Genomic DNA, 17843 nt, shown 5'->3' with positions numbered 1-17843 from the left:
AGTATTATTTAGTAAATTGTTTTATGATTCTCACCACCTGTCGCACCGTTCTCTCTATGTTTTCTTTCGTAAACTCCGGTTGCATCGCCTCTTCAAGTGTTACCGGAAAAGGTTGAATAGGCAGTACGGCAGTAAACCCCATCCTATTAAGCGCTTCGGTGGCTTCGACTGCTCCCCCAAACGCTATCACCGGAACCTGACATTTCTCACCGACACGTAAAATTCCGTCCAGTGCCTTTCCCATACCAGTCTGGCGATCCAGTTTTCCCTCTCCAGTCAGTATCAGATCTGCCTGTCGAACGACCTCCTCGAAACGAAGCGTTTTCAATATAACTTCTATTCCGGATTGCAATTCTGCATTCAAAAACGGAAACAGGCCACCTCCCATTCCTCCAGCGGCTCCGGCACCGGGAAGCTGCGATATATCCATATTTGTATATTCCTTTATCACCTGTGCATAATGCCGCAACCCATTGTCCAACTCTATCACTTGCAAACTATTTGCCCCTTTTTGGGGAGCATATACATAGGCCGCACCCTCTTCTCCAAAAAATGGATTACTAACATCACAGGCAATCATAAATTTACTATCCTTCAATGCCGGATTTAATTGGGAAATATCTATTTGATGGACTTTTATCAGATTTTCGCCGACAGGCTCCAACTCACCGTTTCCACTATCTAAGAAACGTGCACCTAAAGCCTTCAGCAGACCTATTCCCGCATCATTTGTAGCACTTCCGCCGATCCCGATAATGAATTCCCGACACCCGCGTTTTAATGCGTCAGCAACCATTTCTCCAACTCCATAAGTCGTAGTCTTCATGGGATTTCTTCGATTTGAATCAATCAATGGCAGACCGCAGGCCGAGGCCATTTCGATAATAGCCATCGCACCATTGTTTACGATGCCATACGATACTTCAATTGGCTTCATGAATGGATCATGCACCCGACATGACACCGTTTGAGCATGAAGGGCAGAGCATAGAGCTTCTGTAGTCCCTTCGCCGCCATCAGCTATGGGGAAACGTATAATCTGACAGTCGGGTAATTCCTCCTGAATCGCTTTTTCGGCAGCTTTTGCTATCTCGAAAGAACCGACCGAACCTTTAAACGAGTCGAATGCCAATACAATCTTTTTCATAAAAGCTATCACTTATTTGTTTTCTCTATTAAATTCAATGCAGCCTTGACCGGGTCATCAAACGGAGTCGTACTGTTGCTCCAGGGAGATGTAATCCATTGCTCCTCCCATTCCCGGATTTTATCCCGGTCTTTTGTGAAATAGAGCTGTATACGAGGGATATAGTAGTCTTTAATCAGTCCGCTCCAGAAACGGGCGGCATAATCCTCCTGGATACCACCCCAACTTGTAATCAAGCGTTTGGCATTTGCTTCATAAGCATCTTTTTCCTGAAGAGTTGTTCCGCTATTGCGCGCAAGTTCCACCCATTCTTCTAATCGATATAAAGGATGAGAAGCCAACAGCCTGTCAACGTCCATCAACAAATCAACAGTTTGTTGCAGATTACGTTGCGCTGCGAGAACACGATTCTCCAAATCATCTTTTAGGGCCTGCTTATAAAAATTCTCAGCTTTAGCCGCTACATAATACGAAACAAACTCTATGAGGTCGTTTCTGTATAATTCAGAGCTTTTCAGTTCGTCAGCACAACTAGCATACAAACGTATAGCTTGCAAATAATCATCACTAAGGTCGATTTTACTGATCCGCCGTTGATCGGGAATTACAGTTTGCCAGGTAAAACGGGGGTATGAATACAAAGAACTATATGCTGTCTTCCGAAAGAGTTTCCAAGCTTCCTCCATGGCATCGGGATATCCCCCATAACGGGCCTCACAGTACATCTTCATCCAATCGTCCAGATCGATACTATCTGATGACCATCCCATATCGGCCAACAATTCGTAAACAACCTCATTGTTTTCGAGTCCTTCAGGGGCAGAACCGAACCCAATCAAGTTACCTTTATTAGCTGCACATAACGCTTTGACCGAGGAGCTTGCATACATGTCCAAGTCTCCTGTCATGGTGTTTTTCCCGCCAAAGTTGGGTACATAGCTGAATATCCATTTCTTTCCGTAAAATCCATCATGTACTTTCCATGTTTGTTCGGTGTTCCATACCCATTTCGGATAATCATTGCCCAAATCAATGATAATCATTTTATCATCAGGTACATTGCTCAACAGGGCTTTAAGCGATTCTTTATCCCAGAATGAATGTTGATATCCGAATGTCCATCCCTGTGTAACCCAAACGGCATCCGGGTTTCTGGCTGCAATTGATTTATAGATCGTTTCTCCATACTCGGCCAATAACTTATATTTCGCTTCTTTATCTTCCTTATCGATAGGCAGTTCCATCTCATTAAAACTATCCGAGAGATAATACGTATTTTCTCCAAACTCTTTTTCCCACTCTTCGACAAACAGTTTGCCTATCTCTTCGAAGAAAGGCGAATCCGGTGGCAATACATAGGCATTGTACTCTTCATCAAAACCACCCCACCGCATGTGTCGGAATTGCGTATCGGGATGTTTCTGTACGAATGCTTCCGGCACGAAACCTGCAAACGCAGGTGCTATGGGCTGCATACCCAACTCGCGCATACGGGTCAGGATTTGATGCTGCAAAATGATTTGGTTCTGCTGCCAGGCATCAGATAAGGGACCGTCCCACTTGTTCAGATTGCCCATGCGATGCCAGGGAAGGTGTGCAGGGGCAGTGAAAAATTCACGGATTTCTTCTTTAGCCAATCCCATACGCAGCCATACCCGTTCCGCAATGGCCTCGCTGGCCACGGTAGCCAAGGGCATATTTACACCATAAAGAGCCATCCTGTCAATTTCCTTCTCCCAACGCTCCCAGTCCCAGTAAGGGGTAGTGTAGCCGAATGTACAAACATTAAGAAAATAGCGCAACTCATAAGGGGACACCTGTTCATACAATTCATAATCAGGCCACGGCATCACCGACGTTATATGTTCACCGCTCCATGTTTTCATACTCTTGCAGGCCTCTTTCATGTACGTATGAAAAGCGTAACAGATAGCAACGGAGCTACTTCCCCTTAGGGTAAGCCGGCCGTCGCTTGCTATCACTTCGAATATATCTTTACCATCGGATGGTTCGATATATTCAAAGTGGATAGACTGTGCTCTTTCCCCAATCTGACGTTCTATTAACTGTTTGGCGGGGGTGATAATATCCGTCTTAGGCTTGTGGCATGAGCAGAAAAAAAGCGTTGTTGAAATCAGTAAATACTTGATTATTGTATGTATCATAGAAAATCATAAATGTTATAAGTGAGTATCAATATTTTTTCTTCGATGCTTCCTTCACATATTCCAGTTCCGTAATAATCGGTAAATGGTCTGACAAAAGCGACTGAACAGTTTGCGTACTAATCACACGCCATCCTTTTTGCGGGTATGCAAACAAGTAATCAATCTTAATCACAGGTTTCCATGCCGGCATCCCGAAATCATCGTTACTCGCAGCAAACCAACTATCCATACCACGTATTGCCTCGGAGTAATGACGCGCGTTGAAATCACCTCCCAAAATTATAGGATATTTATAATTTTTGAAATGCCCGGTAATAAATTTTATTTGCTCCGCCCTTGTTTCTTGAGAGTTGACGTCCAGATGCGTAGAGGTAAAAACAATGGTATCATTCCCCATTTCGAATAATCCCTCCAGCATGGCCCGCCTCTCATGCTCTTTGACCGGATGGGGCAGCATTATCTTTTGTACAGAAATATATGGATATTTACTTAACATCCCAATGCCATAATAACCGGTAGAATAGTCAATCGTCTTTCCGTAAAGCCCAAACATCCCTGTATGATAGGCAAGTTCGGATATAAAATCCTTTCCCTTCTGATGCGGGGTACGCTTACGGTCTGTTTTGCTATCCACTTCCTGAAGTGCCACAAAATCAGGCTTGAAGGATTTGATGTGATGAGCAAGTTCCTCTAAAGATGCCAGTTCGCCAAATCTCAAATTATAGGTCATTACCCGCACCCGTAGAGTATCTTGCGCATAGGCAACGCCCAAAGTCAGGCATAAAAACAATAATAAATATTTCTTCATTGAATACATGATTTCTATTTTTTAATGATTACTTTTCCCAGCCCGGATTTTGTCCTAACAGAGGGTTCTTCTGACGCTCGGGATTAGGCACGGGCCACAAATAATGTTTCGTTGCGTCGAAGTAACGCGCGCCGCCTTCCGCGGTAGATTTTTCGTAGATAACATCACCAAACTCATCTACTCCGGTATCGGGATATGGGTTGGCGCCCAAATCATTCATACAAACTTTCAGGCTAGGACCGGTGATGGCACGTCCAAAGCGAAGTTCGCCTTCACGCCAGCGCATCACATCGGCGTATCTTGTTCCTTCACCTGCCAACTCAATGCGACGTTCTCTTCTCAATTCGGTTTCGAGATCCATCCCCCATGCGCTAAGTTCGTCGAGGTTCATACGATGCATATTCACACGATCTCTAAGCCTGTTAATGGAGTAGTCAATCTGTGCTTGTGTCAGATTCTTGCCTTGCAGTTCGAAAGTGGCTTCGGCCCAAATCAACAAGATTTCGGCAAAACGGATGACATTAAGATTCCCATGTCCGTTTACACTCGAACCGGCCAAATCAATATCGTTATACTTTTTCAGATAGAAGCCTGTACGGCTATTTGCCCCCACACGGTTATTATTTTGCAATGAAGCAAAACGAGGCAAATTAAATGTCTCGTTGGCCTTATCCGCATCAGGGTCACCGTCATCTCCTCCCGGCCATTTGTCACCCGGAGCATATAAAGTCATCTTCATTCTAGGATCTCTGTTCCGGAAGTAATCCACATAATGCTCTTCAGGCGACTTGTATAACGATGAGGTCTGCACACCGGTCTTTTTATAATATTCCAGTCCGGTTTTTGCCGGCTTACCGTCTGTACACAGATAAGCATCCACTAACGACTTCGTCGGATTGAGACGTATGTAGTCTGTCGGACAGCAAGTTTCATTGGGCAGACTTTGCGTACGGATTTCGGGTACAAAAAGGCTATATACGATGGCTTCGATATTTTTCGGATCATTCTCGACATCCCCTTCGTGATGGAACAGTTTTTCATATTCATACAGGCCATAGGGACTGTTTTCGATGATATATTCACTCGTTTTTGCAGCCAGTTCCCACCTTTCGTTTTGCAAGGCAATACGTGCCAATATAGCCAAAGCGCCCCAGCGGTCGAGTCTTCCCAGCTTGTCTCCTGTATATCTTTCTTCAGGCATGCGCTCTGCCGCCCATTTCAAATCCTCGACGAGCAGATCAATGACTTTCTCTCTAGGAGTACGTTCGATATATGCATCTTCGGGCTGGATGACTTCTCCTACCCAGGGAACATCCCCCCAAAATGTCGTGAGGTAAAAGTACATAAGCGCCCGGATGGTTTTTACTTCTGCGGCATAAACGTCTTTCTTACTTTGAGCTACCTGCGCTTTATTATAATTGTCCAGGAAATTATTGCAGCGATAAATATAACTATACGCTCCTGTCCAATAAGTAGTGAAAGGAAAGCCATCAGTATAAGAGTGCTTGCCTCCCGAAACCTTACTCAGTCCACTGGTAATATTCCCCCACATAACAGTTTCGGCCGTTGATTCGGTCCAATTCACGAGATAGTCTTTTTGCAAAGCTTCGTAACAGGGAGGCAAGGCATTTTCAAGCTGATCTTCATTTACCCAGAATGTTACATTGTCCGGCTCGTTAGGGTTCGTTCTATCCAGAAAATCGCTACATGAGGTAACTATACCCAATAAAGCAATGATTAAAAAGTATTTTGAGTATTTCATCTTTATGGTCATTTAATAGGTTAGAATGTTACTGATAATCCAAAAACATAGGTTTTTACTTGCGGATAGACATCTCCGCTGGTGGTCCTCACTTCAGGGTCATAAGCTCCGAAGTAATCGGTTTTAGTAAACAAGTTATCTGCCGAAGCATATACTCTAAGACTATTAATGCCAAGAGGTGCCACCATTCGGGCAGGAAAACGATAACCTATCTGAATATTCTTCAGGCGCAAGTACGATGCATCCTCTTTCCAGTAATCACTGAAGAGCCTGTTGTGCTCCTGCGACTGATAAAGTCTGGGATAAGAAGCATTTGGATTCATAGGCGTCCATCTGTCAAGATGCTCTTTTTTAGGGATCGAGTAGTCATTGATAAACGCATGCCGAGCCTCATCCTCAAGGTAACCGGCAACTTTGCCTACTCCCTGCAAATAGAAACTGAAGTCGATGCCTTTCCATTCCAAACCACCCTTGATTGCATAAGTATAATGAGGATCTCTATCACCGAACACCACTTTATCGTAGTCATCAACCACCCCGTCGGGAGCACCGTCAGGACCACTGATGTCCCGGTACTTAATGTCTCCGGGCTGTACAATGCCGTTTTGTGATGCAACAAGAGGAAACTTCGGTTTCTGGTACTTACCTGTAGTTGTATTCACTGATTCGAAGTCATACACTTGTGCCAGCCCATCGGTCAGATAACCATAGAAAGCACCTATCGGATCACCTACCCGACGATACGAACCGGAAGCCGTACTGGTCAGAGACTCCGGAGTCCCACCCAAATCGGTAATTTTATTACGGGCGTCCGACAGATTGAACCCGAGATTGTAATTTACATTTCCGATCTTATCACGCCATGACAGATTAAGTTCCCATCCTTTGACATCAATCTTACCAAGGTTGACATAACCTACATTACTACTAGGAACCCCGACAATAGCCGGGACATCGGGACGAACCAATGCATCGATATTTTCTTTCTTATACCAATCGAAGTCCACATTCAGTCTATTGTTCAAAAAACTAAGATCCATTCCGAAATTAAGCATGCGAATGGTTTCCCACTTAATGTCGGGATTACCGATCTTGTTTTGCCAAAGCCCCATAACAGGTGTATTAGAAGCTCCGATAGGATAGGACTCTTCGGTTATGATAGGCGACAAATAAGGATAGTAATTACCGGGAATGTTTTGATTTCCCAACTCACCCCAGGAAGCACGCAGCTTACCCGAGCTCAATACCGGAATAGCGAACTCCATGAATTTTTCACGTGAAAAGTTCCATCCTGCCGAGAATGACGGAAAATATCCCCAACGATTGCCTTTGGCAAACCTTGAAGTTCCATCGGCACGCAGATTGGCTTCAAACAGGTATTTGCCGTCAAAAGCATAGTTGACACGACCAAAGTAAGAACGCAAAGCCCACTCGTCTTTTGTTCCGCTATTCATAAAATTAATCATACCGGCACTAATAACGTGAATATCCTCAACCATCACATTATCACGCGTAGCACCCAGCGTGCTTCTGCTTTCCCATTCTTGCGAAAATCCCAACAATGTTCCCAACTCATGGCGCCCTATTGTTTTATTAAAGTTCAAGGTGAACTGCAACGTCTGGGTCATAACATCGAGATGGCTTTGTGAGATATAGTCCTTGGCATCTTCATTTGCTTTCAACGGACTACCGTCCGAATAATAAGACAACATCTTCGGATTAAACTCATCCACCTGACGGGTATATATATTAGCAGAATACTGCATACCTGCGTTCAGTCCGTCTATAATTTTAAGATCTGCATTGAATATTCCATTGAGCACCCGGGTTTTCCGTTCTTCCGTTCCCGACTCATAGGCTACCTGCAAGGGGTTACGTACCGAACCGTACGACCAGTTCTCACTATCCACCATCCGGCCATTCTCATCAGGAACCTGCCACTTGACGGGTAGTAACGGAGACATACGCTGTGACAGGCGGAACACTCCTGATGTGCCGCTATAGCCTAAGTCCTTCTTATAGAAATCGACATAACTCATCTGCCCGGTCAGTTTCAGACGATCATACACCTCCGTGTTTACACTGATACGCGCATTATGTCTTTTGGAACTGTATCCGTCACCTACAACCAGTCCATCCTGATCCAAGTAACCATACGACATGAAAAATCCGGTTTTCTCGCTTCCACCCCGTGCACTCACATTATGTCCCGTCTGAAAAGCCCGGCTTTTGTATATTTCATCAACCCAATCAGTATTGGAATATTCGTTAGGATACAGTCCCGAATCATATTTATCGAAAGCCTCCTGTGTATAGGGCTTGGAAAATCCGGCAGCACTCATAGCTTCATTGGAAAGTTCCATATACTCCCTTCCGTTGACAAGTTCGGGCAATGCTGTGGGAGTCTGGAAGCCGGCATATCCGTTATATTGGAATTCTACCCGTTCTTTCTTTTCTCCTTTTTTAGTCGTTACAAGAATAACACCGTTGGCGGCACGCGCTCCATAAATAGCAGATGACGCGGCATCTTTCAACACTGATACGCTTTCGATATCCGAAGGATTCAATAAGTTGATGTCTCCCCCGGCTACCCCATCAATCAAAATTAAAGGCGCTGTACTACTATTGATGGTTCCTGTACCACGAATGTTGATATTGGGCACAGCACCCGGCTGTCCCGAAGAGGCAACGATACTAACTCCGGGAAGCAATCCTTGCAAGCCCGTAGTTACGTTAGTAATAGGTCTGTTCTCGATAGCCTCCGCTTTGACCATAGATACGGCACCTGTTACATTTACCTTCTTTTGCACACCATAACCTACAACGACTACATCTTCCAGGCTGACAGCATCCTCTTTCATCACCACATTTACTGTCGTTTCTTTCGCCATGACGCTTTCTTCACGGTAGCCCACGTATGAATAGCGAAGAGTGCTTCCATAAGGCACTTTGATGGAATACTGACCATTGATATCGGTGATTGTACCAGTAGTTGCTCCTTTTACCGATACGGTAGCCCCGATAATCGCTTCCGCATTCTCGTCAGTTACCTTACCTTTCACGTATAGTTCCTTCCTACTCTCCTGCGGCTCGACAGGTTCTGTTTTATTTTGATATTCTTTATTATAAAACAAAATACTGTCATCCAGGAAACGGAATCCGATGTTAGTCCCTTTCAGCAAAAGAGTCAGTGCTCTGTTCACCTCTGTGTCTTTTACCTCCAATGACACTTTCCTATTCGTATCCACAAATTCTTTACTATAGGCTACATTCATCGAAGCCTTCTCCGCTATCTGATTGATAGCTTCTTTAAGAGGAAGCTCTTTGATACTAACCGATATTTTTTGCTGCTGTGCATAAACAAGAGTTGTGACAAATATGCACATTAGAGCTACAATACACCTTCTACCGGTGAATGAAAAAGGAGAATCTTTTTCCATAATATTAGTCTTTAATGTTTATAGTTCAATATCTATTAGGGAATACACAATAGATATTAAAAAGTATTACAGCGAATAAGTTAACAAATATTAATTCAAGAATATAGGGGAAATTTGCCGGAAATTAATCCATAAGTATTGATAAGCATTGAATGGAAGAACAAGTGGGATTTAAGTATTTTCCCCGATCAAGAATAATCAATCCGCCATCGCCAGCGTCAGCACACTAATCGCACTCCTTCAACCTCCGCCAGCCGTGAAGCACACGCAACAGTGGTAACCCCTGTTCTCAATACATCATCCACAATCAGAATATGCTTTCCGACCAGAGAATCCGCATGATTCAATTCAAAAATTCCATCCACATTCTCCCAGCGCTCGAATACGGATTTGCGTGTCTGTGTCTCCGTATTCTTCCGGCGGACTACCGATTCCACACATACGGCAATACCCATCACAGCCGCAATACCCCGTGCTATACATTCACTTTGGTTATAGTCACGGAACTGCTGTTTCTTTTTATGCAATGGTATGGGAATTATCACATCAACTCCCTCGAAGAAATCCGAATCCAATAACTCGGCAGCCATATATCTTCCCATGACTGTTCCGATCTTTTTCTTTCCCCCATACTTCAGCTGATGAAGAATCTGCCGGAAATCACTCCCTTTCCGGTAGAAGAAAAAAGAGGTGCCCTCTCCAAAGGTATCTGCTCCCAGAAAAGCCGTTCTACCGGATTATCCTTCCGGAGATGACAGTTCGTACGCGGAAGGGTGATATTACATATAGTACAAAGACATTCTTCACCCTTTGACAGCGGCCTGCCACAAACTATGCAACAACGGGGAAACAATAAAGATAAGAATGAATGGAGCCAGTCTTTTATAAAAAGAAGTGTATGTTTCATAATAGTAGCAAGGATTAATAAGCAGACCGTTTCTCCTACATCTCCAACGGGGGAACCTCCGCCGACAGCTCCTGAAACAACGGATGCAGGTACCCGTTCGTTGCAATGATATGATGTCCCTCTATAAAGTGCTCCTCACCATAGAAATAAGAGTAGTAAACTTTAAACATTCATAGTAAGAAGCCCAAAATCCCGGCTTGAATTCAGGCATACCAGTTTTTTTTCATCTCTCACGTCTCTCACAAACTACAGCTAACATAATAATTATCAGCAAGATAATAAATAAGAAATGATTCTATTGACCTATATCTCTCATATTTTACCCTGTCGTCTCTCATACTTTTCTCAATATATCTCTCATAGCAATTTGCTTTTTAAAAAACAATCAACCGTATTTTACAGACCAAACTACTACGTTTTATGCACAGAGTATCTATTAACTATTCTGCTTATTGGATAAAAAGTCCCAAAGCGGTAACAACTATTTAAAACCAGCTAATTCCACCGCCTTGAATTATTATTGTGCCACTTTGTTGGCACAACAATGCCTATTTATTGGCACAACTGTGCCACCTATATGGCACGGTTATGCCAACGAACTGGCAATGATAGTCTGAAAAGCCATTCATACCCATCTGAATAAAAAGAAAACATACCAGTTTCTTTATAGTCCACCGCACATTTAACACATCTATTTTTGAACCTTTTATTTTTTATCTTGTTCTTTCTCCAAAAGCCTAAGGTACCAATAGGGCAGGAATTTATATTTAACCTAAACATTATAGAAGTATGAAGAAATTTATTCCCTTATTATTAGCGGTCTTCGCAATAGCATTCGTATCTTGCGAAAAAGACCCCGACATGGATAAGCTGGACAGCAAGTATCTGGTTTATACCAATTATGACACGAAAGCAGACTTCAAAGCTTTCAAAACCTATTACTTACCGGATAGCATCCTTGTTATCGGCAACAGTAAAGACGCCGAATATTGGAAAGACGAAAGTGCACAGGAAATTCTCAGCGCATACGCTGCCAATATGAACAACCGTGGTTATGTCCGTATATACAATCGCGAAAACGCCGACCTCGGTTTGCAAGTGAGTTACGTAAAGAGCACTTACTACTTTACGGACTACGGACGCCCCGAATGGTGGTGGAACTACCCGGGCTATTGGGATGCTCCTTACTGGGGTAACTGGGGCGGATGGTACTATCCGTATGCCGTAAACTATGCTTATAGTACCGGTTCCTTCATCACCGAATTGCTGAACCTCGACGCTCCCCAAGGCGAAAAGGAAAAACTTCCCGTACTGTGGACCAGCTACATGAGCGGGTTATTGAGCGGCTCGACCTCTTTCAACACCAAAATGGCAGTGGAAGGCGTGAACCAGGCTTTTACACAATCTGCCTATCTTAACAGAATGAGTGCCCAGCCGAGATAAACTACCGACTTCTTCTATCCCGATAGAAAGCTATTGTTGAATTTATAAAACAAGAACAAGTATGAAAACATTGAAATATATATCCTTGAGGGCATTCGCAATCGCCGCCCTCGCCCTTGTCTTCGCCATGCCGGCAAAGGCACAGATGACCGATAACGGTTATGCCAACATCGACTGGCAGTTCAATTTCCCCTTAAACAACCACTTTGCCGACAAAGGCAGCGGATGGGGGATGAACTTTGAAGGCGGTTACTTCCTGACGTCCAACTTTGCTTTGGGAGGCTTCCTGGCTTATCATAGCAACCATGAATATTTCAGCCGTCAGACCTTGCCGGTCGGTACGAGCGGCAGTTTGAATACCGACCAGCAGCATACCGTATTCCAGTTGCCTTTCGGTCTTGCCACACGTTATGCGTGGAACCGTGGCGGTGCATTCCAACCGTATGTGGGCGTAAAACTCGGTACACAGTATGCACAGTTGAAGTCCACTTTCAATGTATTTGAAACCAATAAAGATACATGGGGATTCTACGTATCTCCGGAAATCGGTTTCAACGTTTACCCGTGGGCTTACGGTCCGGGCCTGCACTTCGCAGCCTATTACAGCTACGGGACCAACAAAGGCGACCTCTTCACTTACAGTGTGGACGGTATGAACAACTTAGGTCTGCGTATCGGTATTGCATTCTGACATACACACCTAAAACTTAACAGAATAAATTAATTGTTTCAAAAAAAAGAGATGCAGCCTAACGATTTCAAGTTAGCCGGCATCTCCTTTTTTTATTCTGATGCGATTACCTTACTTCAACACAGCCCGATACATCGCTTCCTGTATTCTTTCCCGAATATCCGATTTCAGCAATTTCGCATTCCATACCTCCGGATAAATACGGTTGCTGAGGAATACATACACCAAGCCGTTATCCGGATCTACCCATGCACAAGTTCCGGTAAAGCCCGTATGTCCGTACACCGATGCCGGAGCGGAAAGGGCGCAGGGACTTTTCGCAGGATTCTGCACATCCGGCTTATCGAAGCCCAGACCACGGCAACACCCCTTGGCAACCGTAGTGGTAAAGAGCCTGCACGTCTCCTTGCTTAAATAACGTTTTCCGTTCAACTCACCGCCATTCAGCAGCATCTGATAAATCTGCGCCACTTCCTCAGCCGTAGAGAACAATCCCGCATTACCGGAAACACCGCCTTGAAAAGCGGCCGATTCATCGTGTACAAATCCTTGCAAAACTGTTTTCCGCAGGAAAGGGTCAACGGACGAAGGCACAATCTCCTCTTTAGACAAGAACCGTAACGGAAGATACCCGGTACGCTTCAGCCCCATCGGAGTATAAAACTCTTGAGCAAGAAACTCATCCATAGGCATTCCCGCACGTGCCTCAACCACCTGCTGCAGCAGAATGAAGCCCACACAGCTATAACGATACCGTTTATCCCTCAAAGGCGCATCCGCTATCTTTTGGAGATACTCCTTTTTAAAGGACTTATTCAACCAAAGACTGTCACAGACCTGTAAAGTACATTCGGCTGTACGTACTTTCGACGTCAGCCCCGGACGGAAACGGAAATTCGGGTTAGCCCACGTCTGCCGCCCGATACGGGCAGGATGCAGTTTATCCGGCCGTGCCTTAAATAATGTACCCTCGTAACTATCCTCATCAATGGCATCCTGATAGAACAGCAAGGTGGAAGGCAATCCCGACTGGTGGAACAGCAGTTCCCTGACCGTTATATTGCGTTTATCCGTATCCTGCAGGTAGGGAAGATAATCAGACACACGGTCTGTCAGGCTTAAACGGCCTTTATCATAAAGCTTCATTACGGCCAATAAGGTAGCTGTCGTCTTCGTCAAAGATGCAACGTCATATACGGATGCCGGTGTCACCGGAACCGCTTCCTTATTTCCGGTTGTATATGTATAAGTACCGAAAGCCTTATTATACATCTCTTTCCCGTCCTTCAAAACCACTACCTGGCATCCCGGATAGGCTCCTTCCCGTATGCCTTCCCGGGCAATCATATCAATCCGTGCCAATAAGCGGGAATCCAGGCCATGCTCTTCGGGAATGAAATGAGACTTTGTCTGCGGACTTAAGGTCATCCCTTCTCCGGCGGCAAACAAACTGCCGATACTTGCCGAAAGCCGGCCGTCAGCCACGGCATCCGCATAAAGTATCCCGGCCACCTGCCGCTGTACGTCATCATTCGAAGAATGCGCCAATACCACCGCTTCGGCTGCCGATATGCCCTGACGTATCTGTGGCAGTTGCTTGCCGGGAATAAAGCACACATACACCACCGGAACGTCCGGAGCAAACTCCGCAAAGAAAGACTGATAAGCCGCCAGACGATGCTCGGTAACACATACCAGAATACGTTTATATCCGGACAGTTTATCTCTCAAAGCCTTACGTCCTGCCGCCGGTAAATCTTTTCCCAATTGGAACTCTACCGGATGCGTATATTCGGAAAGCTGCTTGATAAAAGGCCGTATCTCCGCTGCTTCCCCGACATTCAACACCGCAACGTCTTTAATCGCCGGATCCAATGGCAGCACTTTCGTCGCATTGCCCAGCACGGTAACAGCCGCCAGATTCAAACGACGAATCAAATCCCGCGTATAAGGCGTATTAATTCGGGTTCCCAATCCGGAAAGACGAATAAGAGGCTTCTTATTCAGCCCAAGTGCATATTTATAAGTCAATACCTTTCTGCATTTCTCCTCCACCGCCTGCTCCGTCAACTCACCGCGCTTTACGGCAGCCAGTATGGCATCCACTTCTTCTTTTATACGCCGGGGAACGAGCAGTAAGTCATGCCCCGCCTGCAATGCTTTCAAGCAGAGCGACTCATGTTTGGAAACTCCCTTCATAGCCAAAGCATCTGTGAAGACAAGTCCCCGGAACTGCAATTCGCGTGTCAGCAAGTCATAAACCACATTGCGGGAAAGGGAAGAAGGCAATCCGCGCTGCGCCTCAAAAGCAGGCACTTCCAAATGCCCCACCATAATGCCGCCTACCCCTGCCTGAACAGCTTTTCTAAAAGGATACAACTCGACACTGTCCAAACGCTCGCGCGTGAACGGTAAAACCGGAAGCGATTTATGCGAATCCACGTCCGTATCCCCATGCCCCGGAAAATGTTTGGATACCGAGAGTACTCCGCCGTCTTCCAGACCTCTGGCATAGGCGATAACCTTATTGGCAACGTTCACCGGATTTTCACCGAAAGAGCGGGTGTTGATAACCGGATTCTTCGGATTGATGTTGACATCCGCCACCGGAGCAAAATTCACCTGTACACCAAGTTCCCGGCACTGCCTTGCCATTTCCCTGCCATACTCATAGAGCAGGGTATCGTTCTGTATACATCCCAGTACCATATTCTTCGGAAAGACGGGTGTACCCCGCAGACGCATGGAAAGCCCCCACTCACCGTCAAACGTAATCAACAGAGGAATATCCGCCATGCGTTGCGCTTCATTCGTCAGCATGGCCTGGTTTTGCATCAGTCCGCCGGAAAACAGCAAACCGCCGACTTTATAATCCTCGACAACCTTGCGCAGCAACTCCTTGTTGCCCTTGTCCTGATAGGGGGCGATTGTATAGATAAAAAGCTGTCCTATCCGCTCTTTCAGGCTGAGTGTGCCCAAAACCGAATCCACCCACTGCCTGCATCGCACATCATCCACTACCGACCTCACCAGCAACGGCTCTACGGGGGAAACAACGGTAGGTGTAGCCGGACAACGTTTCGCATCCGAAGCAAAACGCCCGCAACATCCCATTATAACCAGTATAAACAGTAACAGCCTTTTCATCCGCTATTCCTTCGTCAGTGTCAAATCCAATTCTCCTACAAAAATGCCGCTTCTCCCGGTGTGCAATACCGGAATACTCTTCTCCTCCGCATTCAGGCAGAAAGCCGGTTTCTCCATAAAAGTATGGGAATGGCCGCCCAATATTACATCAATTCCCCTGGTTGCCGCCGCCAGCTTCTCATCGCAGACTTCATTTTTAAGACGGAAGCCGAGATGGGAAAGACAGATAACGACATCACACCCTTCCTTGGTCCGCAAAAGGTCGGTTACTTCTTGCGCCGCAACAATAGGATCGTTGTATACAATGCCTTCACACTTATCGGCCTGTACCAGCCCTTCCATCTTGGGGCTCACCCCGAACACTCCGATTTTTATACCTCCGCGTTCCAGGACTACATAAGGTTTCACCAGTCCCTCAAGAACTGTTCCGGTGACATCGTAATTGGCACATACCACCGGAAAGTGGGCCATACGGAACAAACGCGCCATATTATCCAGCCCGAAGTCAAACTCATGATTACCGATAGTCATGGCATCATAGCCCATAAGGTTCATCATCTGGACTTCCACCTCGCCCCGGAAAAGATTGTAATAGGGAGTACCTTGCGAAATGTCGCCGCAGTCAAAGAGCAGGACATCCGGATTCTTGGTACGGAAATCTTTCAGAAAAGTGGCGCGGCGTACCACACCGCCCGCCCCTGCATACGGGTCGGCAGCGTGCAGGTCAATCGGTTCGATACGGCTGTGAGTGTCACTTGTGTGCAGAATGACCAATTGCTTGGTCTGCTGTGCCGATGCTGTCAGCAATGCGCAGAACATCAGCAGGCAATATATAGATATACGTTTCATCGAATTCTCTTTTTTAGTTTTCTGTTCTTAATCTTCCACGGTGATTCGTCCTTCCATGCGCGAAGTAATCCTCTTGCCTGCTGCCGTCTGTTGCTCTACATAGTCCATAAACAGACCGCGCAAGGTCGCACCCGGCGGACAATCTCTCTTTTCAGCCTGAATCAGGGCGGTCATATCGCTATTGCCGTCGGCCAGATAATCAATAGTGGCAACCGTGTACAGCTTGTCGTCGACAACCGGCTTGCCGGCTACAGTAGCCCCCAGCAACTTTCCGCTTTTGGTAATCCGCAACTTCACACCGCTGACTCCTTCGCCGCCGCGTGCCGCAATGCTCTCAAACAGTTGCTTCAGATAAACACCTTTCAAAGTCACGACACAAAGTGAGTTCTCGAACGGCAGTATTTCGTAGATGTTGCCGCAAGTAATGGGGCCTTCCGTCAGCACGTTCCGCAATCCGCCCATATTCACAAGCCCCATATCGGCAGGTTTTCCAAGCACCTGCGCAGCCGCTCCGCGCAGCACATCGGCCACCAGATTGGAAAGGAGGCTTTCGGGAGCTCCTTTATCCATAGACATCTCGGCAGTGCCCACTACCCGGTACATCATACTGTCTATCTTCGCCTTGTAGGGGGCAAGCAACGCCATGGCTTCCGCATCGGGAGCAACATCATAGGTAGAGTCTATCGGCTGCATGCGCCCTTCGGCTTTTGTCACTTCGTAGGCCGAATGGCAAGATGCAAACAAAAACATCACTGCCAACGCTGTTCCTGAGACGATTTTCAAATAACATTTCTTCATATTCATCCATTTTTAAATTGCTACAAATATACTTTTCTTTTGCTGTAATCCCAAAGAGGAACGGCATTTCTTTCCATCCGGCAAAAAAGAAAAAGAGTACATCTCTTTGTCAATCAAAAGAAAAACTCTACCTTTGCACCGCTTTCGCGCAATCGCTGTCAGGACACCGAGTGAGAAGCCTGGTATGTTGCGTTGTAACGATCAAACAATTTAATAATAAGAACAATGGATTTAATTAAAATTGCAGAAGAAGCATTTGCTACCGGCAAACAACACCCGAGCTTCAAGGCAGGTGACACTGTTACAGTAGCATATCGTATCGTCGAAGGTAACAAAGAACGTGTACAGTTGTACCGTGGCGTTGTTATCAAGATTGCCGGACATGGAGAGAAGAAGCGTTTTACTGTACGTAAGATGTCTGGTACTGTAGGTGTAGAACGTATTTTCCCGATTGAATCACCGGCTATCGACAGCATCGAAGTGAACAAAGTGGGTAAAGTTCGTCGCGCTAAATTGTACTACCTGCGTGCTCTTACCGGTAAGAAAGCAAGAATTAAAGAAAAAAGAGTTAACGGTTAATCCCAAACTCCTATTTCTAAATAAAAAGAGGTTGTGTCAAAATGCTGACACAGCCTCTTTTTATGCGCAAAGCCCAGACTTTCTCAAGCCCGGGCTTTGTTATT

Annotated in this window: 11 protein-coding genes and 1 pseudogene; 3 read left to right on the top strand and 9 right to left on the bottom strand. The window is 45.7% G+C overall.

Annotation, left to right across the window (positions count from 1 at the left end):
- Positions 1-4 precede the first annotated feature (4 nt).
- The 6 genes and pseudogenes from AB5903_RS11325 to AB5903_RS11300 form a co-directional block, all read right to left on the bottom strand.
- Positions 5-1147 carry a glycerate kinase gene (locus AB5903_RS11325; RefSeq protein ID WP_272710939.1) on the bottom strand — a complete coding sequence of 381 codons (1143 nt, stop codon included), beginning with the start codon at positions 1145-1147 and terminating at the stop codon, positions 5-7.
- Between the two features lie 8 nt (positions 1148-1155).
- Positions 1156-3312: an alpha-N-acetylglucosaminidase gene (locus tag AB5903_RS11320; protein ID WP_195658436.1), complete on the bottom strand. Its 2157-nt coding sequence runs from the start codon at positions 3310-3312 to the stop codon at positions 1156-1158.
- Positions 3313-3340: 28 nt separating this feature from the next.
- Positions 3341-4132, bottom strand: a complete 792-nt coding sequence (locus tag AB5903_RS11315; protein ID WP_082709337.1) for an endonuclease/exonuclease/phosphatase family protein — start codon at positions 4130-4132, stop codon at positions 3341-3343.
- A 19-nt stretch (positions 4133-4151) separates the two neighbouring features.
- Entirely contained in the window at positions 4152-5885 is a 1734-nt protein-coding gene (locus AB5903_RS11310) for a RagB/SusD family nutrient uptake outer membrane protein (RefSeq protein ID WP_272710938.1), read from the bottom strand.
- Positions 5886-5905: 20 nt separating this feature from the next.
- Positions 5906-9325 carry a TonB-dependent receptor gene (locus AB5903_RS11305; RefSeq protein ID WP_272710937.1) on the bottom strand — a complete coding sequence of 1140 codons (3420 nt, stop codon included), beginning with the start codon at positions 9323-9325 and terminating at the stop codon, positions 5906-5908.
- Between the two features lie 198 nt (positions 9326-9523).
- Positions 9524-10232: pseudogene (locus tag AB5903_RS11300) on the bottom strand (ComF family protein).
- 789 nt (positions 10233-11021) lie between these two features.
- On the opposite strand from AB5903_RS11300, the gene AB5903_RS11295 reads away from it, so the two are divergent.
- The gene (locus AB5903_RS11295) at positions 11022-11675 is read left to right on the top strand and encodes a DUF4136 domain-containing protein (RefSeq protein ID WP_195658437.1); all 654 of its coding nucleotides are present in this window, start codon (positions 11022-11024) and stop codon (positions 11673-11675) included.
- Between the two features lie 61 nt (positions 11676-11736).
- Positions 11737-12366 (top strand): porin family protein, encoded by a 630-nt coding sequence (locus tag AB5903_RS11290; protein ID WP_005652409.1) that lies wholly within the window; start codon positions 11737-11739, stop codon positions 12364-12366.
- 111 nt (positions 12367-12477) lie between these two features.
- On the opposite strand, the gene AB5903_RS11285 is transcribed toward AB5903_RS11290, so the two are convergent.
- The 3 genes from AB5903_RS11285 to AB5903_RS11275 are packed head-to-tail and all read right to left on the bottom strand — an operon-like array spanning position 12478 to position 17160.
- Entirely contained in the window at positions 12478-15513 is a 3036-nt protein-coding gene (locus AB5903_RS11285; RefSeq protein ID WP_368117847.1) for a glycoside hydrolase family 3 N-terminal domain-containing protein, read from the bottom strand.
- A gap of 3 nt (positions 15514-15516) precedes the next feature.
- Positions 15517-16362: a bifunctional UDP-sugar hydrolase/5'-nucleotidase gene (locus AB5903_RS11280; RefSeq protein ID WP_117666950.1), complete on the bottom strand. Its 846-nt coding sequence runs from the start codon at positions 16360-16362 to the stop codon at positions 15517-15519.
- 27 nt (positions 16363-16389) lie between these two features.
- Positions 16390-17160, bottom strand: a complete 771-nt coding sequence (locus AB5903_RS11275; RefSeq protein WP_368117846.1) for a 5'-nucleotidase C-terminal domain-containing protein — start codon at positions 17158-17160, stop codon at positions 16390-16392.
- 225 nt (positions 17161-17385) lie between these two features.
- Between AB5903_RS11275 and rplS the strand changes: the two genes are divergently transcribed.
- Entirely contained in the window at positions 17386-17739 is a 354-nt protein-coding gene (gene rplS, locus AB5903_RS11270) for a 50S ribosomal protein L19 (RefSeq protein WP_005652416.1), read from the top strand.
- The last annotated feature ends 104 nt before the right edge of the window (positions 17740-17843 follow it).

It is taken from the genome of Bacteroides sp. 2201st1_D9_2201SCRN_220225, from assembly GCF_040928965.1.
GTDB lineage: Bacteria > Bacteroidota > Bacteroidia > Bacteroidales > Bacteroidaceae > Bacteroides > Bacteroides stercoris.
This window is presented reverse-complemented; position numbering and strand designations above follow the sequence as displayed.